This window comes from Bifidobacterium longum subsp. longum JCM 1217, from assembly GCF_000196555.1.
GTDB classification, from domain to species: Bacteria; Actinomycetota; Actinomycetes; order Actinomycetales; family Bifidobacteriaceae; genus Bifidobacterium; species Bifidobacterium longum.
The window spans coordinates 1,048,091-1,067,607 of sequence record NC_015067.1; the positions used below are offsets into that span (position 1 = coordinate 1,048,091).

A 19,517-nucleotide genomic window follows, 5' to 3' on the forward strand; every position below is an offset into this window, starting at 1 on the left:
TTGCACTACGCTGCGATGCCTGAGCGCAAACGGATCCAAGACCTTACGATGACAGGATGAACGATGATGGCCACGAACCGCACGTTACTGGAACAGGCCCGAGAATTGCAGGCGCTGGCCCAGACCGGACTGATGTACTGCAAGGACCCCTTCGACCGGGAGCGCTACGAGCGTATCCGCGCGATGGCGGTCGACATGCTCTCCACGCAGGTTGATGCGCCGGCCGGACAGGTGAGTCGACTGCTCAGCGCCGGATATCCGACGCCGAAACTCGACACTCGTGCGGCCATCTTCGATGAAGAAGGCAGGATCCTCATGACGCATGAGAACAGCGGGGAATGGTCACTGCCCGGAGGCTGGGTCGACGAGAACCAGTCCATTCGGTCCAACGCCGTCAAGGAGGTCAAGGAGGAGACTGAGCTCGATGTGAGGGGCGAGCGACTCATCGCGGTGCAGGACTGCGCCAATCACAACGCGCTGACCTATCCGTACGGGGTGCTCAAGTTCTTCGTATTGTGCAGCCGCGCCGGCGGTTGGTTCTCGGCCAACATCGAAACGACGGAAATCCGCTACTTCGAGGAAGACCGGTTGCCGCGGCTTTCGGAAACAAGAAACACCGCGGAACAAATCGCTATGTGTTTTGCGGCCCACCGCGATCCCGACTGGATGACGCTATTTGAGTGAACCCCGTGAAGGCATCCGCACATGCGCGTTGCGCGGTGCCGCCTGGTCATCGTGCCGACGGCGAGCATCGGTTCCGAACACTGACGCCGAACCGTCGAAGCCGTTCCTGTGGAAAATCCGTGTCCAGGCCATGCAGAACCAGGTGGCCATCGTCATGTGCAACCGGGTCGGCAAGGAAGGCGATGTGACGTTCGCCGGCCAATCGGTGGTGGTGGACCCGTACGGCAACGTCGTCAGCAAGGCCGACGACCAAGAACAGTTGATTATCGCCGACATCGATCTCACACAGACCGCAGCAGCGCGCAAACAGCGGCCATTCCTGGAACTGCGACGACCCGAATGGTACGACTGAAGGGGCGAATGGGCAATAAGCAATGTCACGATTCGCCGCACCCATCAGCCGCATTCGTGCCGGCCTACAGATACATGACCATACGCAGATTGCAGCCAGCTGGTGCAAGGCGGGAATGTGAAGTCATTGTGCGTTTGCTTCGCGAAGCCGCGCAATGCCGGATTCAAAGCAGCTGCTCATCATTGCTATGGATGCGGGACTGAATGGTCACTTCTCTTGGACCGCCGGTCTCACTGGGAGCTAGCGCGTCACCGTCGTTGTTCCAGAAGCGCAATGCGCCTTGTCGGGTCTCATCGTTGACGGATAGCAAGAGATCTCCCTCAAATAGTGTGCGTGCTGTGCGATGCTCCGAACGAGCATCTTGATGTTCTGCACGAAGCATGAGGTTCCTGCCCCAACGATCCGGCATGCAGTCTTGAAAGATGCGATGCATCGCATTATGCTCGGCCGGGAACGTTCCGGGGGGAGAGGGGCATCTCTGGACAGAGGGATACTGCGTTTGAAGAGCGCATATAGGCCGTATCGTATGTGAAATGTGCCGATTCGATGCCGCGCCTGATACTGGTGAATAATTTCCCGACGGTGACGTCTGTGCCGTTGAACTGCAGGGTGACGATTGCTTCCATGATGTGTTGCGCCTCCTGCTGTACTATCGAATACGTTTTGGAGTGTCTTCGTCGGCGCGTAATTTGCCGATATCTGTGTTAAGAGGGTCCGTCGCTTGCTGTACGCCGTCCAGCAGTCCAAGCAGACGAGCAATGCGGAGGAAGTTCTCAAAGCTGCCATTACCCGTACGCAGCATTTTGGTGACCGTTGGCATGGATAATCCAGCCCGCTCGGCCAGCAAGGCTACGGGAATGCGCTGTTGTCTGCGCGCCAAATCGAGGTTGGCGGATATCTGACGCATCGCCCGACTGACCGGGATTGGTGTGCGTGTCGGCATATTGGCACCTCCTATCCCAAATTTAAACATAAATTTGTATGGACTAGCCTTATGCGGAGGTTACGCCAATATACGACAAGAACGAACCAACGTCAGCCCGGAATCTTTTCGACGATGGTGTTCAAGGTGTCGAAAGTCTCATCGATTTGGTCCACTACCTGCTTGCCCTGGTTGACCATTTCGGTGATCTGTTCCGTGCGGGGTTGCGGCAGCGCATGAATCGACGTCTTGACGCGCTTCAAGACCGCACCGGCGTCGGACAGGTCCTGCTTGATGGAAGCGATTTTGGGAATGGAAAGCGTGCCGTCGGAGAAGTTCATGCCGGACAGCAGCTCTTCGATATTGAAGTCCACCAACGTGCCCTGCGCGGCACTGTCGATTTTGGGCAGGGCGTTGGTCGCGGCGTCGGCGGCCGCATCCAGCATGCCGCGCACCGCCTTCACGTCCGAACCGTAATACAGCACGTATTCGGCGGCCTGCCATAGCATGCCCTGGGTTTCGTCTCGCGCCGCGACGATGTGACTGCCAGCGCTGTCCATCTGCTCAAGCGCCTGCTTGAAGTCGCCCTGCCCGACGGATTGCTGTGCTTCAGCCGCATATTCGCCCGCCTGCTGCGCCTCGCCGATCACCCGTTGTACCGACTGCCAGAACAGCCAGCCGGAAACGCCCGACGCCAGCAGAGCCGCGACCAGTATCGTGAGAATTACGGTGCCGATATGTTTGCGCTTAGCCATAGGACCAATGTACCTTTTGTCCCATCTAGCGCCATTGTGTTCTGGCCTTTAGTCCATCAAAGTGTCCAACAGACTTGTCTTCTCTGAAGAAGCGCATGGAAATCAGTTATAGTCGATTCTCTCCTGTAGCTGGCGAAAAACAGATATAGTTGAATTGGACTAACGGGTTTTATGTAGGGATGCCGAGGAGGACAACCATGAATCAGGGGAGGGCTCGACTGGAACGAATTCGGTGATGGAGGGCTTTGCGAAATCCCCGGTCAATCGATTTGCTGACTGGTTGGGATGGGGATTCGTCTTCCTCGGAGCGGGTATAGGAGCGTTTCTGGGTGTCGTCGCGTACGTTCAACACTGGATTAGCTGACGGCTTCGAATAGTTCTCCGACCGCTTCTCGGATTTGCCGGGTGGCATGAGGTTTTCGACCGCTCACGTAGTGGCGGCGACCTCACGCTAATCAGTAATACACACTTTGATCTAGCAGACCCTACGGCTAAGGCTAGGAGGCCGACGATGGGAAACCGCGTATGGAAAGGTGAACCTTCCGCCGGTGGCCGGGCCGGAACGGTCATCGCTTTGGGCATCGCGGCGTTGGTAGTGGCGGGAGTATGGTTCGGATGGACTCGATACTAGGGCTATAGTCCGGTTTCGAATCTGTCGCAGACGTTCTCGATCTCATTTTCCGAGGATGCGCGGGCAATCGTCAGCAAGGACGAGGAAAGCTTTCATGGGGACGGATACCGGTACGTGAAGGTCGCCGCTGACCCAGAACAAGTCGACGGCACCATTCTGGACGGCAGGGATTACTCCAGTGGCCAACTGCCCCAGGAGAACATCCGCATAATCAAGGAAGCGGATGCGACCCTGCGATTGAACCTGGGAACACAGCTCGATGCGCTCTACGACCGGCCTCATAAGGAGATAACCAACGAGGGCGGCACGCTGATCATCATCCATGATGCCGATTCCTCGGAATGGCATTTCTTCGAATGCCTCGTCTGAAAGCTGAGCACTCCCGAAACATATGCGATTGTCCTGAAGAAGAGCCCAGACCAACCAAGCCCCGATTATCCAGATAAAAAGAAACCCCCAGTGCATCACGGCTGAGTCGAAGACCGTCCGGAGAGGCCCTTTGGGGGAATTCTTGATATATCATAATGAGCCATGAGCCGACAGTCAAATTCAACAACTGATTTCCTCTCACGGACTCCAAGGAAAGGAAGTCCGCGGGAGAAGGCGCTGCGCGCGTGCATTACCGATGAACGGCTTGCCACCTACAATTATGAGGCTCAAAGACGTTCATGCCCAGCGCTAGAGCTGTACCTGTGGGATCACGACATGGCCAGCGCCTGTATGGGCGACATCGCCATCCTCGAGGTCGCTCTGCGCAACCGCATGGACCGGCAACTCTCCCTCCTCGCTCTGGAGCAGAATGGCACTGAAGACTGGTATATGGCAGGGCTACAATTCGATGACCGAACCCAGTACCAGATTCGTGAAGCGTGGAACCATCTCACCCCGCACCAGCGAAAAAATCATACGCATGGCCATCTCATAGCGTCATTGACATTCGGATTTTGGCGCAATCTCTTGGAAGACGGCGGAACAATCCACACGAAGTGGCCAGACCAGCGCCGTGCAGATTATGAGAACGATTTATGGCGCAAAGGACTCGATAAGACATTCTCCAATGGGCGCCAGTATGCCCGTGCAGTGGAAGAACGCTGGACGAGAAAGTACGCGCTGGATATCGTAAAAACAGTGCATGCCCTGCGTAATCGGGTCGCTCACCATGAGCCGCTTGTCAACGGCATACCTCTGCCGGGTGAGAATCGACGGATTGCATTGGAGAATGCGACGCAGGCGTGCTTCGCTCTGGCGATGATCCTGGACCGAGACCTACACGCATGGTTGATGGATAACAGCAAGATGAAACTTGTGCTCGAACACGAGCTGAAGCCTAATGAATAGGTAGTGAGTATCGTTTTCGCCAATCATCTCTTCAGTGGGAATGGCAATGAGCTGCAGCGACACCAACAGATTCCTTAGGATCCGACACCGGCACGTCCGGCCTGGTATGCGGGTTATGGCAATGCTCGATCGCCACCGCGGGCGAACCCGTGCCCCACATGACATGGAAGTCCTTGGATACGGCCGAGATCATCACATCGCATCCAGGGCGAACGGATCATTGTCCAATACGGGCGATACGGATCGACCGCGCCGCAGCCCCGGTCATGTCATCATGTCCCATGCCGCTCATCGTGGCCACGGTCGCAGCCGGACAAAACCTGCTATCATGCGATTACTTGACACGATGTTGCGCTTTTGGCCATGCGCAGGTTGAATGGGATTGCGCCACGAAAGGATATGCCATGAACGATCTGCTGATTATCGACATGCTGCCCACGTACGGGCTGCTGTTCTACCTGCTGATCTCGGTATTCGTCTTCGTGGGATGCCGTGGTCTGCGCCGGAGGACCTCGGATCGTGGCCTGCTGCGTTTTGCCGTAGGCGCGTTCTTGGTTGTTTCCGCGCTCGGCGCCGTGTTCGCTGCGCTGGTGTATATCATGGCAGCGCCTTTGGCGCAGCCGGATATGGTCGACTTCTACCGCATGTACCGGCCAGGAGCTCTGATCTTCCTGCTGGGATTGTTCATCATACAATTTGTCTTCGGCGTCGCTGCCGTGTATCGGGGAAAGTAACCTGGTATATCCTGCGATAAACGCATTGGCAGACACTTGCTGCCTATCTGTAAACACACCCTAGATAAGGCTTGCGGCCGTTGGCCGAGCACAGTAGTAGTGTGGTCTGCTGTGTCAACAGGAGGAGTGTGACCAATGCGGCTGATTGAGACATGGCTGGCGGACCAGGAACGCGCGTTTGACTTGTTCGCGAAATTCCCGGCGGAGGAGACGGGATTCGAGAACCCAGCGGCCGGCATGAATCGTGAACGGTTCGCCGCATATGTGCGAGGGTTGCGTGATGAGTCGCTTGGCGTCGGCCTGCCGGACGGCTGGGTGCCAGCCACCAAATACATTCTCGTCAACGATGAGGGCGACTATGTGGGCATCTTCAACCTGCGTCACCGGCTCACCGACTTCCTGCGCAACGGTCCGGGCCACATCGGCTACGGTGTCGCCCGCGAATACCGCGGTCACGGCTACGCGACCGCCGGGCTCAAGCTCACGCTTGCCAAGGCCCGCGAGCTCGGCATCAAGGAGGCTTACCTGAGTGTCCACAAAACCAATCCGGCAAGTCTTGCGGTGCAGCAGCATTGCGGCGCACGTATCGACCATGAGGACAAGACGGAATACTACACACGCATCGCCACCTGCACGGAGAGCGATGGCCTCTATGCGCGAGGCGATTGACGGCGCCTCTTGCGTGTAAATGGCCGATTATCAATCGGTTTTAATCGATTTCGCCTCGGTCGATAAAGTCGCCGTCGAGGAACCAATAATCGTGCGGATTTCCGCGTAACGCCATGAACGGCGTGAGTTCCACGCCCTGTGTCTCAGCTCTGCTCAGCAGATAGGCTCGGATAATCCACGGATACTCCAGCACGCCCGACTTGAGGGTGATGATTTGCTCCACTCTGCTGCCGCTGACGCCAAAATCCCTGCCGCCGTTCGGCGGTCAGACCCAGCCGGCTCATGTTCTCCTGAAATTCGCGGATAGTCGCCGCGCGTTGCTCACTGTTCAAAGACATGGCTTCATGGTAGCGCCGGACGCGTGTGGGAGGTCGGGCTGCTCACTGGAATACGCCGTCAGAGTAGTTGATCATTTCGAGTTCCGGGCCCATGTCTTCGGTTTGAGTCAGGCCGGTCTCATGGAAGCCGATGTGACGGTAGAAACCTTGGGCGTTGGTGTTGAATCCGGCGACCCACAAGGCGAGCCGATCGTTGCCGATGGCGCGTTGGCCCGCCTCAACCAAAGCACGGCCAACACCATGACGATGGCAAGATTCCAACACATATAGCGAAGCCAGTTCCGCAGCCTCGGACCGTTTGATTGGCGAACGCGGCGTTTGCAGAAGCTCAGCAAAACCAATCACGTGGTTGTTCTCCAAAGCGACCAATACGACCTGATTGGGGTCTTTGGCGTGGCTGCGCGTCAGTTTGAGCGCGAATTCGGGAGTGATCGCATCCACGATTTCCTGCGGAATATGCCCCTGATTGAGTTCGCGCCACGTGCACGACTGAACTTGGGCCTTTTCCTCAAACCATGGCGGCTCAATCGAAACAATACGAATCGTCATGCCGCCCATAGTAGGCCGGTTCGTGAGTACAGTGTCACTTGTTGTCATGTGATTGCTTGGCATCAGGTTGTATTGACCGTAATGGAGGCCACTGGATCAGCGCCGGAAACTCATGGAATTCGGGCTATTATGATGGGAGTAAGAAAAGCACAGCACAATTGAACATAAAGACGATCTGGAGCATTGCATGAGCGTCAATACGGCATTTGAAACCAGTGATTTGCCCAAAGCGGAGTTTATGTTTCCTGGGCCTGAACGCGATCGCTTGGTGAAGCTCATTCTGGACGGCGTAAAAACCGCCACCGCTGCGCTGATGATTGAATATGAGGAAGAGGTCGAACCGCTGCCGTGCGTTGGCGCGCATTCGGTGTTGGTGGATTCCGATGAACGACCCGTAGCCGTACTCGTCACCACTGCGGTTGACGTGATTCCGCTCGGAAAAGTCACTGACCGGTACGCCATCGATGAGGGTGAAGGCGACGTCACGGCGGCCCAATGGCGGAGCGCACACGAATCTTTCTGGAATTCGGCGGAATACCGCGATGAATTCGCCAACCCAAACTTTCCGTTGAACGACAACTCGCTCATAGTATTCGAGCATTTCGAAGTCGAGCAACGGTTGGAGTCGAATAACGCATTAGGTTAGGCGATAGCAAAACTTTTCTTCAGGCAACTCTCCGAGCTCCGCAACATCTGAAGGAGTGCCCATGTCCACTAGAGCGACAGAAGCGGAAAGCGTATTGAAGGAGCATATGGGATATCTTCCGGTATCGGAAATGGAGCGTCGAGGAGTTTCCCGCACGGAGATTTCGCGATTCGTGCGTGAAGCCAAGCTTGAGAAAGCGGCAAAGGGCTTATATGTTTCACCGAATGCGGAGTCCGATCCGCTGTTCGAATTGCAGTATCGATATCCGAAAGCCATTTTTTCGCATGAAACTGCGTTGTTCTTGCTTGGAGAGGGGGAGCGAGCCCCCCTGACACCGACGATTACCTTACCGCAATCATCAGGTACGGCTCGTCTCAAGAATGAAGACATAACAGTGAGAAAGGTGGCCGACAATCGCTTTGCAATTGGCCTGGCGTCGGCTATCACCATGTTCGGGCATACGGTTCGCGTTTATGATTTGGAACGAACCATTTGCGATTTGTTCCGCTCCCGCAGCACAGTGGATCCGCAAGATTTGCAATCCGCCTTCCAGAATTACATGAGATCCGCGCACATTGACTTGGTCAAACTCATGAACTACGCTCACGAATTTCGGCTCGTGAACGTGATGCGTCCTTACCTCGAAGCGGTGATGCCAGCATGAATGAGAGTGAAATCAGACCCGTGGGACGCTTATAGAAAGCGGTACGGCTATGCCGCGTGACTATTCTTTTAGCGATGCAATACGGGCGTTGTCGGCTTTATGCGAGGCGATGGCCACGGCATAATCGGCAGCGAAGCATACGCGTATTCATGCAACGGCAAGTCGTACATCATATGTGCATCATAAGGAAGAAGTATTTACCCACGCAGCCATTCGACGATTGTCAGGATGCATTGCTCAGCGAAACAATCCACGGCATCGACGGTGATGCCGGCATGGTTCACCGGCGAATTCATCTTGTAGGCAGATTCAGCATCTTGTAGGTAGCTGGCCTTGGCGCGAGGTCATTGCAATGGCGGTATTCCGATCATCGCCATTGGAATCATCTGCCTACAAGAGCACGAAACACCCTACAAGATGAGACGGGCCAGTTGGGTCAGTCCCATTCATCCTGCCGGTTCGCAGGCCGCAATTGTCAGTCACAACTGGTGTACCTCCCTCATCCATGCGAATGATACGAATCGCCTTTCATCCCAATGATTTCGCTCTCGTGGCCGATACCCGCGTGCCGTCATGTTCCGTACCTTGGAATCAGAAGTCGAGAGATATGGTCCGAAACCGAATGGAGCGGACCGAAGCAGGGAGCATTGAAGATGGGATTTCTCAAGAACTTTTCCGAACCGTTTGCGTTCGCGCTGGCATTGTGGCCGTTTGTGTCCATGCTGCTGACGGTGCCGGTGCTGGCGTTGCTGTATCATCGCGACAATCGCATCCGACTGTCGTCGGCCATAGTGGCGTATGGCACGGTGCTGTACCTGCTCGGCCTGCTGTGCTTCACACTGTATCCGATGCCGGCCGATGCGGCAGCCTATTGCGCCGCGCACCATCTGACGCCACAGCTCAATCCATTGCAGTTCATCGGTGACATCCGTACCGATGGTCTCACCGCCGTACTGCAAATCGCGTTTAATATCGTGTTCTTCCTGCCGTTGGGCTTCATCATGGGCCGTATCTGGCGTTGGCCGCTGCCGGTTACCGCAGTACTGTCATTCGCCACGTCGCTGTTTCTGGAGACGATGCAGCTGACCGGCCTCATGGGCGTGTTCCCGTGCGCCTACCGTCTGTTCGACGTGGACGATCTCCTGTGGAACACGACCGGCGCGCTGATCGGATTCGCGCTGGCCATGCTTTCGCTGCGCCTGATTCCGGCGCGGGTCGCCGATATGACGCCGACCACCACACCTGGCTTCATGAGGCGGCTGATCACGTTCATCATCGACATGACGCTGATCGGGTTCGCCGTGATGCCGACGCATCTGTTCGTCATGATCGTCCGCTCAAACCTGCCCTCGGGCTCCAACGGCTCATGGCAGTCGATGGAACCGTTCGACTGGACCGGCTCGATCCTCTTCCTGGCGGCGCTCATCCTCTTCGAGGGCGTGGTGCCATGGTTGCGCGGCGGCTGCACGCTCGGCGGCAGCTTCACGCACATGACGATAGAGACCCGGCCGCGCGAAGGGTGGCTTCGCGTGGCGTTCTATGTGGCGCGCATGGCGACGCTGATCGCCGTGGTGTGGTGGCATAGTGGCGGATTCAATCTGCTGGTGTTCATCGGCCTCGGCATCTTCTGGCTGGTCAAGCGTCAGATGCCGTACGACCTGATATAAACCGGCGCTCCGCTGCTTGGCGTTACAGGAAAACCTCCGACCACTGGTCGGGATTCGGAATGCTGCGCAGCGGGCCGGCCAACGATACGGCCAATCCCGCTACGGAACAGACCACGGCTACGGCCATCACCGCCGTGAAACCGAGATCTGGCTGTTGCAACAGCCAGCCGACCATCGCCGGGCATGCTGCGCCCAGTATGCCGACCGTGGTTTCAAATACGGCAGAAGCCCGCCCCTGCATGTTGTCGGGTGTCTTGCCGTAGAGAAAGCCCAGCAGGCCAGCGTTCAACGCGGGGAACGGCAGGCCGGCCAGAATCTGGCAGATCAGAATGGCCGCGTAGCTGTGCAGGAATAGCAGTGGCATCTGGCTGACCACGAACAACGTCAGCGCGCCCGCAATCAGTTTCCCTGTGGGAACCATATCGACTAGCTTGTTGGCCAACAGCGAGCCGACCAAAGTACTCACGCCCATTGCCGTGCCGAGCAGTCCGATCATGACCGCGTTGGCGCCACGGGCGGCCAACATGATCTGCGCGCCGGTGATACTGGCTACGCAGGCGATGTTCACAATTGCACCGAGTATGATCGCGGATAGGAAATTCCTTTTGGTCAGGGCCCATCGCCAGCCTTCGACCAAGTGCGTGGGAAATGGCACAACAGAAGTGCCGTGGGCCCAAACGGCGACCACGGCTTAGCGCGACGAGTCAACGCGCATTAGCTGTCTGCGAACGACACCAACACCTTGTGCATAACAATGCCCCTTTGCAAAAAAACAAACTCCAATTATTGTACCAGTTCGAGCATAGAACCAGGCGCGTCACTGGGCACAACATAATCGGCCATCAATGGTTTCTCGGCTTCGAGGGGCTGATTTCGTCCGGTGGGGACATCTACTTGGCTTTCGAGGGGCTGCTCAAACGCCAAACCGCGAGTATAAACGGCTTTGCGGCAACGCCATTACGCCATTGTGGAGCCTTGTCTACTCGGGCATCAGCCCCTTGAAACGGAGATAGATCTCCGGCAAGTGCCAAATCAGCCCCTCGAAATCGAGTTAGGCGTTGTTTTCGCGTTTGCGCTGCCGTTCGAGTGCGTAATAAGCCGCGTAGCAGCAGGCGACGAACGGGATCATGCAATACAGGGTCGAACGCTGCGTATCATCGAGCACCACGAGCACCAGCGCGCCGATGCACATCACGATGGCCAGCCACGGCAGCACCGGGAAACCGGGCGCACGATAGCCGAGCTCATCGGCGCTGTGCCCATCCCGCGCCCATTCGCGCCGGAAACGGATATGGCACACGCATACGGAGAACCACACCACCAGCGTCGCCAAACCTGACACGGCGACCAACACCAGATACACGGTCGAGGCGGCGATCACGGAAGACAGCAACGCCAGCAGTGAGCCCGCCATGCTGAACAGCACGGCCCACACCGGCACACCACGGAAATTCGTCCTAGCAAAACGTTCGGGAATCAGCCGCTCCTTGGCCAGCGACCACACCATGCGCGAACACACGTACAGGCCGGAGTTCGCGGCGGAAAGCACGGCCGTCAACACCACGAAGTTCATGATGTCGCCGGCGAACGGCATACCGATTGACTGGAACACCAGCACGAACGGGCTCGTATCCACGCCGGCCTGATGCCAGGGGATCAAGGCCGCCATCACCAGAATCGAGCCGATGAAGAAAATCGCCAGGCGCAGCACCGTGGTGTGCACGGCCTTGGGAATCGCACGCGAGGGATCCTTGGTTTCGCCGGCCGCCACGCCCACCACTTCGGTGCCGGAGAACGCGAACACCACGGTCAGCAAAGTCGAGAAAATCGGCGCGATGCCGCTCGGGAACCAGCCGCCGGCCACGAAGTTGCCCAGCAACGGCGCGGAATCATGACCGGCAATCGGTATGGCGCCGAAGATCGCCAGCAGGCCGATCACAATGAACGCGATGATGGCGAACACCTTGATTGACGCGAACCAGAATTCCGCCTCGCCGTACAGCCGCACGGACATGATGTTGAGCGCGAACACCACCACAATGAACACGGCCGACCACACCCAGGACGGCGAATGCGGGAACCATCGCTGCATCAACAGCCCTGCGGCCGTGAATTCGGAGGCGAGCGCCACCACCCAGTTCAGCCAATACAGGATGGCGATGGTGAACGCGGTGCCGGGGCCGATGAACCGCTTCGCATACATGTGGAAGCTGCCGGCGTACGGCATGGCCACGGACAGCTCGCCCAACGACACCATCACGCAGTAGACGAGCAGGGAGCCGGCCGCGTAAGCGAGGATCGCGCCCAACGGTCCCGCCTGATGAATCGCGTAGCCGGAGCTGACGAACAGGCCGGTGCCGATCACGCCGCCCAGGGAGATCATCGTCAGGTGACGCGACTCCATCTTCCGTTCAAGGCCGGTATCGTCCTTGGGTGTGCCGGCTGCCGCCATGCTCGGGTCTCCTTTGGTCGGGTGAACAGTTGTGTCTCGTGTCGGTTGTGCGGGCGGCGCTCGATGCCGCCTACCATATGATAGCGGTAACACGAACAGCGAGTGGAACACGAGGAGTTTGGAATGATGGAACTGTATATCGGATCGCATCTGTCGACGGCCGGCGGATGGAATGCGCTGCTGGAACGTTCCCATGAGGAGGGCGGTACCGCGTTCGCGTTCTTCCCGCGTTCCCCGTACGGCAAGCGTTCGAAGGCGCTCGACCCGGCCGGCGCGGCGGCGTTCGGTGCGCGTCTGAAGGCTGAGGGCTATGGGCCGTTGGTCGTCCATGCGCCGTACGTCTACAATCTAGCCGGCAAGGATGAGGCCAAGCGCACATTCGCGATCGAGGCGTTGGCCGAGGACATCGAGCTGCTGACCGCCATCCGCGAGGCCGGCCAGGAGGTGTATATCAATATTCATCCCGGCGCGCATGTGGGCCAAGGCACCGAGACCGGCTGCCGGCTGATCAGCGAGGGACTGAATCAGGTGTTCGAGCGTACGACCGGCGTCATGGTGCTTCTGGAGACCATGGCCGGCAAAGGCACGGAATGCGGGCGCAACTTCGAGGAGCTCGCCACGATCATGAACGGCGTGGAGAACAAGGCGAACGTCGGCGTCACGTTCGACACCTGCCATGTGTTGGATGCCGGCTACGATTTGGTGCACGACTACGACGGTGTGATGCGCCAGTTGGATGAGGCGATCGGCTTGGCCGAGGTCAAGGCGATTCACGTGAACGATTCGCAGTTTGGCCTCGGCTCGCATAAGGATCGTCACGCCAACATCGGGCAGGGTCAGCTCGGCATCCCGTTCTTCACGCGACTGGTCAACGACCCGATCATGGCCAAGCTCCCGATGATCCTCGAAACCAAGGAGCAGACGCCCGCCACGCATCGCGACGAGATCGAGTTGTTGCGCGGATTGGTGCAAAAGTAGTCGTAGTCGACCAATGTCGAGCAGAAGAGACCTGTTTTTGGCTGAGGGCCATACGAGGTTAGCTATCAGCGGGGCGTTGATTGATCCGTCTTCATATACAGCTGCATAGCCGGTTCCAGCTGCAAGAGCTCAAAACAGACGCATGGGTTCGGTGGAATCCAATGGCTGAATAAGACGTTTGCCGTCGCTGTTCAGTGGCGCGACTTCGTGAAATTGCAGACGCCGGGAAAGCATGGTACCCGCTTCCCGCATGGAATCTAACAGTGCGGCTCCGTCAACGGAGCGGTCCAGCCATGAGGCAACCATGTTCCGAGGAGCCAGCAGGGGCATGCGATCATGCACCTTGACGAACTCGTCCGCGGCAGGGCAGGTGATGATGGTTGCGGTCAGCTGCCATGGCGATGCGGGAGACGGCCTCCACCATGAGTACAGGCCGGCCAAAGACAATAGTTCATCATGTGGCGCGTGAAAATAGAACGGCCTGCGACCTTTCCATTCGTAGTAGCCGGAAGCGGGGATGATGGCTCGCATGGATTTTGTGGATTCGGTGAACGCCGGCTTGACATGCGCAGACTCCACACGCGCATTATATGTGGGGTAGCTCAGCACTTTGCTGGCGCTCCATCGCGGCACCAGCGACCAATAGGCACCGGTCAGATGACGGCGGCCATCCTTGCCCTGTGCCACCACGCCAATGTTCTGCGTGGGTGCGATGTTGCAGGAAGGCTGTGGCAGAGTGTCAACGCGCACGTCATCCTCGTCTACCGCGAACTGTGAGGCCACGGCATCCCAATCCAAGTCGAGCGCGAATCTCCTGCACATGCGCTCAGTTTATGCCATCAATGGAATCAATCCCAGGCCGTATGACCGATATTCATGGCGATTTTCCTTTTTGTTGGCCGCTCTGGTTCCGTAGCGATACGAACCAACGAGGAATAGCCCAGAATGTAGGACGGGTTCGGCAATCGGGACAGGACGTGACCTAGAGTGGCGCATGACCGAACACCAACAAAGGGAGGACCATGTCGGTTTTGGACGAACTGGTGGCGGGAGCGCTGGAGGATCAGCGCGCCCGTGAGCTCACCGTATCGCTTGAGGACGTGAAGAAGGCCGCGCTGGCGGCCCCGGCTCCGATTGACGCGACACGATGGCTTAAGCGCGCCGACGGCATCCCCGTGATCGCCGAGATCAAGCGCGCGTCCCCGTCCAAGGGCCACCTGTCCGACATCCCGGACCCGGCCGCGCTGGCCCGCGAGTACGAGAGGGGCGGCGCAAGCGCCATCTCCGTGCTCACCGAAGGCCGCAGATTCCTCGGCGGCCTTGACGATTTCGACAAGGTCCGCGCCGCCGTGCACATTCCGGTGCTGCGCAAGGACTTCATCGTCACCGACTACCAGATCTTCGAGGCCCGCGCCCACGGCGCCGATCTGGTGCTGCTCATCGTCGCCGCATTGGACGACGCCCAGCTCAAGCATCTGCTCGACCTGGCGCACGAGCTCGGCATGACCGTGCTGGTGGAGACGCACACTCGCGAGGAGATCGAACGCGCACGCCAGGCCGGAGCCAAGGTGATCGGCATCAACGCGCGTAACCTGAAGAACCTCAAGGTGGACGTGAACAAATACAACGAACTCGCGGCCGATCTGCCCGATAACGTCATCAAGGTGGCGGAATCCGGCGTATTCGGCGCGGTCGAGGTCGAAGACTACGCCCGTGCGGGAGCGGACGCGGTACTGGTCGGCGAGGGCGTGGCCACCGCCGATGATCATGAACTTGCAGTGGAACGACTAGTAAAGGCAGGAGCACAAGTGAAAGCATCCGAAACGACCCCGCTCAGCGAACATCAGGGACCGTATTGGGGCCAGTTCGGTGGCCGCTATGTGCCCGAGGCCCTGATCACCGCCCTCGACGAGCTTGAGCGCGTCTACAATGAGGCCAAGGCCGACCCCGAATTCCACAAGGAATTCATGACGCTCCAGCAGCGTTACGTGGGCCGCCCGAGCCCGCTGACCGAAGCCCCGCGCTTCGCCGCACTGGTCAAGGAGAAGACCGGTCTCGACGCCCGTATCTTCCTCAAGCGCGAGGACTTGAACCACACCGGTGCGCACAAGATCAACAACGCGCTCGGACAGGCCCTGCTCGTCAAGCGCATGGGCAAGACCCGCGTGATCGCCGAGACCGGCGCCGGCCAGCACGGCGTGGCCACCGCCACCGTGTGCGCCATGCTCGGCCTCAAGTGCCGCATCTACATGGGCCAGATCGACGCCCGCCGTCAGGCCCTCAACGTGGCCCGCATGCGTATGCTCGGCGCCGAAGTGGTCGAGGTGACCCTTGGCGACAAGATCCTGAAGGACGCCATCAACGAAGCCCTGCGCGACTGGGTCACCAACGTCAAGGACACGCACTACCTGCTCGGCACCGTCGCGGGCCCGCACCCGTTCCCGGCCATGGTGCGCGACTTCCAGAAGATCATCGGCGAGGAGGCCAAGCAGCAGCTCCAGGACTGGTACGGCATCGACCATCCGGACGCGATCTGCGCCTGCGTGGGCGGCGGCTCCAACGCCATCGGCGTGATGAACGCCTTCCTGGACGACGAGCGCGTGAACCTCTACGGCTACGAAGCCGGCGGCAACGGCCCCGAATCCGGCAAGCACGCCATCCGCTTCGCCCCCGGCACCGGCCAGCTCGGCATGTTCCAGGGCGCCAAGAGCTACCTGCTGGAAACCGACGAAGGCCAGACGCTCGACACCTACTCGATTTCCGCAGGCCTCGACTACGCTTCCGTGGGCCCCGAGCACGCATGGCTCAAGGACATTGGCCGCGTGAACTACAGCTGGGCCACCGACGAGGAGGCCATGAACGCCTTCCGCGACCTGAGCCAGACCGAGGGCATCATCCCCGCCATCGAAAGCTCGCACGCCGTGGCCGGCGCGTACAAGGCCGCCGCCGATCTGAAGGCCAAGGGCTATGACAAGGCCGTGATGATCGTGAACATCTCCGGCCGAGGCGACAAGGACATGGCCACCGCCGGCAAGTGGTTCGGTTATCTGACCGACGACCAGGCCGCCGCGCTCGATGTGGCCGGCGCCCACGGCAATACTGTCGCCTGAACAAGAAGAGGAGATTTTTGATTATGACCAATGAAGCAACCACGCCGTCCGGCCAGCCGCTGGGCATCAGCCACAAGCCCAGCAAGTCGGGCGCTATGTTCACCAAGTTCAAGGCCGAGAACAAGCCCGCCTTCATCGGCTACCTGCCCTACGGCTTCCCTAACCCGGACGTCTCGCTTGACGCCTTCAGGACGATGGTCGAGCACGGCGTCGACGCCGTGGAAATCGGCCTGCCGTACTCCGACCCGGTCATGGACGGCCCGGTCATCCAGGCTGCCGCCTCCATCGCCCTGAACAACGGCGAGACCATCAAGCGCGTGTTCGAGGCCGTCGAAACCGTGGCCAACGCCGGCGGCGTGCCGCTCATCATGAGCTACTGGAACCTCGTGTACCACTACGGCGTCGAGCGCTTCGCCCACGACTTCGAGAACGCCGGTGGCGCCGGTCTCATCACCCCGGACCTTATCCCGGACGAGGCGGGGGAGTGGATCGAAGCCTCCGACCGCCACGGACTCGACCGCATCTTCCTGGTCTCCCCGGACTCGTCCACCGAGCGCCTCGAAACCGTGGCCCGCAACGCACGTGGCTTCGTGTACGCGGCCGCCCGCATGGGCGTCACCGGCGAACGCGCCACCATCGACGCCTCGCCCGAACTCCTCGTGGAACGTACCCGTCAGGCCGGTGCCGAGAACGTGTGCGTGGGCATCGGCGTGTCCACCGCCGAACAGGGCGCCAAGGTCGGCTCCTACGCGGACGGCGTCATCGTCGGCTCCGCGCTCGTGCACACCCTGCTCGCGGACGACAACAAGACCGCACGCGACCCGAAGGAAGGCTTGAAGCTGCTCGCCGCCAAGAGCGAGGAACTGGCCGAAGGCATCCACAACGCCCGGTAAACACCCGGTGCGCCTCACGCGGGTTGTGCCGTGACACGGTAGGGTAGTCACAGAGCGTCAAGCACAACCCGCGCGTGGACACACACCATGAGCACCAGCAAGTAGAGGCACGATGAATCTGGCTTATATTCCCTCGCCGACCTTCTCCAAGTTCGAGATCGGCCCGTTCACTATCCACATGTACGCGATCTGCATCCTGATCGGCATCTGCGTGGCCGTATGGATCCTCGCCACACGTTGGAAGCGGTACGGCGGCACCTTCGACCAGATTCTCGATACCACGCTCGTCACCGTGCCCTGCGCACTGGTGGGCGCGCGCCTTTACCACTGCATCACCACGCCGGCCGACTACTTCCCGCCCACCGGCAACTTGGTCAACATCCTCAAGGTGTGGGAAGGCGGCATGGCCATCTTCGGCGGCATCTCCGTCGGCACCTTGGTGGCGTTCCTGTGGTGCCGTCACAAGCACTATCCGTTCGCGATCTTCGCCGATGCCATCGCCCCCGCGCTGCCCGTGGCCCAGGCCATCGGCCGACTCGGCAACTGGTTCAACCAAGAGCTCTACGGCTGGCCCACCACGTTGCCGTGGGGCCTGAAGCTCAACGACGCGGACGCCATCGGCAAATCCGAAATCTGCTATTCTGGCGCGCAATGCCCGGACTACAGGACCACGCTGTTCCACCCGACGTTCCTGTACGAGATGATCTGGAACCTCATTGGCGCCGCGCTCATCATCTACCTCGGCCACAAGCTTGCCGACCGGCTCAAGGCCGGCCAGCAGTTCGCCATGTACCTGATGTGGTACGGCCTGGGCCGCACCTGGATCGAGAACGTGCGCATCAACTATTCCACGGTGATCCTGGGCCTGAGGACCAACGTGTGGACCGCGATCATCGTCTTCGTGCTCGGCTGCATCCTGTTCGTCGTGCTCTACCAGTACGGGCCGGACCCCAAGGCGCAGGCGCGCGGGCTTGCGGCGGTCACCGCCGACGAGCTCGAACGCCAGAGCATCGAAGAGGAACAACTTCGCCAGAAAAAGCAAACCAATCGCACTAAGTGACACCACGATAAACAGCGCCGAAACAGCGCGAAACACGGGGCTCCAAGTCCCATTGCACAGATAAGGTAGGAAACCATGAGCAATATCGCAATCGCACCCAGCATCCTGTCCGCTGACTTCTGCAACCTCGAACGTGATCTCAAGGCCATCGCCAACGCCGACTTGGTCCACGTCGATGTCATGGATCATCATTTCGTGCCGAACCTGACCCTGGGCGAGCCGATCGTCGGCCGCATCTGTCAGGTCACCGATCTGCCGGTCGACGTGCACCTCATGATCGAGGACCCGGATCGTTGGGCTCCCGAATACGCCAAGCTCGGCGCCGCCTCCGTCTCCTTCCACATGGGTGCCACCCACGCCCCTGTGCGTCTGGCCCGCCAGCTGCGCGAGATGGGCTGCAAGGCCTGCTTCGCCGTGCGTCCGGCCGAACCGGTCGAGCCGATCTTCGATATCCTCGACGAGTTCGACATGGTCCTCATCATGACCGTTGAGCCCGGCTTCGGCGGCCAGAAGTTCCTCGACAACCAGATGTCCAAAGTCCGCCGCCTGCGCGATGAGATCACCCGCCGTGGCTTGAAGACCCGCATCCAGGTCGATGGCGGTGTGAGCCCCAAGACCGCGCACATCGTGGCCGAGGCCGGTGCCGACGTGCTCGTTGCCGGTTCCGCCGTGTACGGCGCCGAGAATCCTGCCCAAGCCATCGACGACATCCGCACCAAGGCCGAGGCCGCGTTCAAGGCCTGAGCTCCAAGCCTGAACCGCAATCCACCTTTCATTCATAACCACAAGAAAAGAATCTGAATCACATGAAGACGTTTGAATCCCTGTTCGCCGAACTGTCCGAAAAGGCCCAGACCCGCCCCGAAGGCTCCCTGACCGTCGACGAGCTCGACAAGGGCACCCACTTCATCGGCAAGAAGATCATCGAAGAGGCCGGCGAGACCTGGATGGCCGCCGAATACGAGGGTGCGGACCGCACCGCCGAGGAAATGAGCCAGCTGCTCTACCACGTCCAGGTCATGATGATCAAGCACGGCCTGACGCTTGAGGACGTCTACAAGCACCTGTGAGAGGA

General features: G+C 59.3%; 22 protein-coding genes. 15 read left to right on the top strand and 7 right to left on the bottom strand.

Going from position 1 to position 19,517, the window contains the following annotated elements:
* The first annotated feature begins 63 nt into the window (after positions 1–63).
* Complete coding sequence (locus tag BLLJ_RS04330) at positions 64–684, top strand: NUDIX hydrolase (protein ID WP_016507616.1); 621 nt, start codon at positions 64–66, stop codon at positions 682–684.
* Complete coding sequence (locus BLLJ_RS04335; protein ID WP_016507617.1) at positions 677–1,036, top strand: carbon-nitrogen hydrolase family protein; 360 nt, start codon at positions 677–679, stop codon at positions 1,034–1,036. The genes BLLJ_RS04330 and BLLJ_RS04335 overlap by 8 nt, the downstream gene beginning before the upstream one ends.
* A 649-nt stretch (positions 1,037–1,685) precedes the next feature.
* Here the strand turns inward: BLLJ_RS04335 and BLLJ_RS11135 are convergent.
* Together BLLJ_RS11135 and BLLJ_RS04350 are read right to left on the bottom strand one after the other, a co-directional pair.
* On the bottom strand, positions 1,686–1,979 hold the full coding sequence (locus BLLJ_RS11135; RefSeq protein WP_012471870.1) for a hypothetical protein: 294 nt from the start codon (positions 1,977–1,979) through the stop codon (positions 1,686–1,688).
* Positions 1,980–2,071: 92 nt separating this feature from the next.
* Positions 2,072–2,713 (bottom strand): YfgM family protein, encoded by a 642-nt coding sequence (locus tag BLLJ_RS04350; RefSeq protein ID WP_007054242.1) that lies wholly within the window; start codon positions 2,711–2,713, stop codon positions 2,072–2,074.
* A 745-nt stretch (positions 2,714–3,458) separates the two neighbouring features.
* Here BLLJ_RS04350 and BLLJ_RS11140 point away from each other — a divergent pair.
* The 4 genes from BLLJ_RS11140 (at position 3,459) to BLLJ_RS04370 (ending at position 6,085) form a co-directional block, all read left to right on the top strand.
* Positions 3,459–3,713 carry a hypothetical protein gene (locus BLLJ_RS11140; protein WP_003829406.1) on the top strand — a complete coding sequence of 85 codons (255 nt, stop codon included), beginning with the start codon at positions 3,459–3,461 and terminating at the stop codon, positions 3,711–3,713.
* A 162-nt stretch (positions 3,714–3,875) separates the two neighbouring features.
* Positions 3,876–4,682 carry an Abi family protein gene (locus BLLJ_RS04360; protein WP_011068121.1) on the top strand — a complete coding sequence of 269 codons (807 nt, stop codon included), beginning with the start codon at positions 3,876–3,878 and terminating at the stop codon, positions 4,680–4,682.
* 404 nt (positions 4,683–5,086) lie between these two features.
* Complete coding sequence (locus BLLJ_RS04365) at positions 5,087–5,416, top strand: hypothetical protein (protein WP_003829403.1); 330 nt, start codon at positions 5,087–5,089, stop codon at positions 5,414–5,416.
* 135 nt (positions 5,417–5,551) lie between these two features.
* Complete coding sequence (locus BLLJ_RS04370; protein WP_003829402.1) at positions 5,552–6,085, top strand: GNAT family N-acetyltransferase; 534 nt, start codon at positions 5,552–5,554, stop codon at positions 6,083–6,085.
* A 40-nt stretch (positions 6,086–6,125) separates the two neighbouring features.
* Here BLLJ_RS04370 and BLLJ_RS04375 read toward each other — a convergent pair whose 3' ends face one another.
* Together BLLJ_RS04375 and BLLJ_RS04380 are read right to left on the bottom strand one after the other, a co-directional pair.
* Positions 6,126–6,308, bottom strand: a complete 183-nt coding sequence (locus BLLJ_RS04375; protein WP_007054247.1) for a DUF2316 family protein — start codon at positions 6,306–6,308, stop codon at positions 6,126–6,128.
* 157 nt (positions 6,309–6,465) lie between these two features.
* Positions 6,466–6,981 carry a GNAT family N-acetyltransferase gene (locus tag BLLJ_RS04380; RefSeq protein WP_007057098.1) on the bottom strand — a complete coding sequence of 172 codons (516 nt, stop codon included), beginning with the start codon at positions 6,979–6,981 and terminating at the stop codon, positions 6,466–6,468.
* A gap of 178 nt (positions 6,982–7,159) precedes the next feature.
* Between BLLJ_RS04380 and BLLJ_RS04385 the strand changes: the two genes are divergently transcribed.
* From BLLJ_RS04385 to BLLJ_RS04395, 3 genes are all read left to right on the top strand, one after another.
* On the top strand, positions 7,160–7,618 hold the full coding sequence (locus BLLJ_RS04385; protein WP_007054250.1) for an ASCH domain-containing protein: 459 nt from the start codon (positions 7,160–7,162) through the stop codon (positions 7,616–7,618).
* A 61-nt stretch (positions 7,619–7,679) separates the two neighbouring features.
* Complete coding sequence (locus tag BLLJ_RS11410; protein WP_016507619.1) at positions 7,680–8,282, top strand: type IV toxin-antitoxin system AbiEi family antitoxin domain-containing protein; 603 nt, start codon at positions 7,680–7,682, stop codon at positions 8,280–8,282.
* A gap of 653 nt (positions 8,283–8,935) precedes the next feature.
* Positions 8,936–9,949 (top strand): VanZ family protein, encoded by a 1,014-nt coding sequence (locus tag BLLJ_RS04395; protein WP_013582570.1) that lies wholly within the window; start codon positions 8,936–8,938, stop codon positions 9,947–9,949.
* A 22-nt stretch (positions 9,950–9,971) separates the two neighbouring features.
* On the opposite strand, the gene BLLJ_RS04400 is transcribed toward BLLJ_RS04395, so the two are convergent.
* Both BLLJ_RS04400 and BLLJ_RS04405 read right to left on the bottom strand, forming a co-directional pair.
* Positions 9,972–10,586, bottom strand: a complete 615-nt coding sequence (locus BLLJ_RS04400) for an MFS transporter (RefSeq protein WP_007054255.1) — start codon at positions 10,584–10,586, stop codon at positions 9,972–9,974.
* A gap of 414 nt (positions 10,587–11,000) precedes the next feature.
* Positions 11,001–12,401: an amino acid permease gene (locus BLLJ_RS04405; RefSeq protein ID WP_013582571.1), complete on the bottom strand. Its 1,401-nt coding sequence runs from the start codon at positions 12,399–12,401 to the stop codon at positions 11,001–11,003.
* Between the two features lie 123 nt (positions 12,402–12,524).
* Here BLLJ_RS04405 and BLLJ_RS04410 point away from each other — a divergent pair, with 123 nt between their 5' ends.
* Entirely contained in the window at positions 12,525–13,379 is an 855-nt protein-coding gene (locus BLLJ_RS04410) for a deoxyribonuclease IV (RefSeq protein ID WP_013582572.1), read from the top strand.
* A 129-nt stretch (positions 13,380–13,508) separates the two neighbouring features.
* On the opposite strand, the gene BLLJ_RS04415 is transcribed toward BLLJ_RS04410, so the two are convergent.
* Positions 13,509–14,201 (bottom strand): SOS response-associated peptidase, encoded by a 693-nt coding sequence (locus BLLJ_RS04415; RefSeq protein WP_008783539.1) that lies wholly within the window; start codon positions 14,199–14,201, stop codon positions 13,509–13,511.
* Between the two features lie 200 nt (positions 14,202–14,401).
* Between BLLJ_RS04415 and BLLJ_RS04420 the strand changes: the two genes are divergently transcribed.
* From BLLJ_RS04420 to BLLJ_RS04440, 5 genes are all read left to right on the top strand, one after another.
* Positions 14,402–16,489: a bifunctional indole-3-glycerol phosphate synthase/tryptophan synthase subunit beta gene (locus tag BLLJ_RS04420; RefSeq protein ID WP_013582573.1), complete on the top strand. Its 2,088-nt coding sequence runs from the start codon at positions 14,402–14,404 to the stop codon at positions 16,487–16,489.
* Positions 16,490–16,512: 23 nt separating this feature from the next.
* Positions 16,513–17,382, top strand: coding sequence for a tryptophan synthase subunit alpha (gene trpA, locus BLLJ_RS04425; protein ID WP_013582574.1), 870 nt, complete (start codon positions 16,513–16,515; stop codon positions 17,380–17,382).
* A gap of 112 nt (positions 17,383–17,494) precedes the next feature.
* On the top strand, positions 17,495–18,442 hold the full coding sequence (lgt, locus tag BLLJ_RS04430; protein WP_007052284.1) for a prolipoprotein diacylglyceryl transferase: 948 nt from the start codon (positions 17,495–17,497) through the stop codon (positions 18,440–18,442).
* Between the two features lie 75 nt (positions 18,443–18,517).
* The gene (rpe, locus tag BLLJ_RS04435; RefSeq protein WP_007055745.1) at positions 18,518–19,186 is read left to right on the top strand and encodes a ribulose-phosphate 3-epimerase; all 669 of its coding nucleotides are present in this window, start codon (positions 18,518–18,520) and stop codon (positions 19,184–19,186) included.
* Positions 19,187–19,248: 62 nt separating this feature from the next.
* Positions 19,249–19,512 carry a phosphoribosyl-ATP diphosphatase gene (locus tag BLLJ_RS04440; RefSeq protein WP_007054261.1) on the top strand — a complete coding sequence of 88 codons (264 nt, stop codon included), beginning with the start codon at positions 19,249–19,251 and terminating at the stop codon, positions 19,510–19,512.
* Positions 19,513–19,517: the final 5 nt, after the last annotated feature.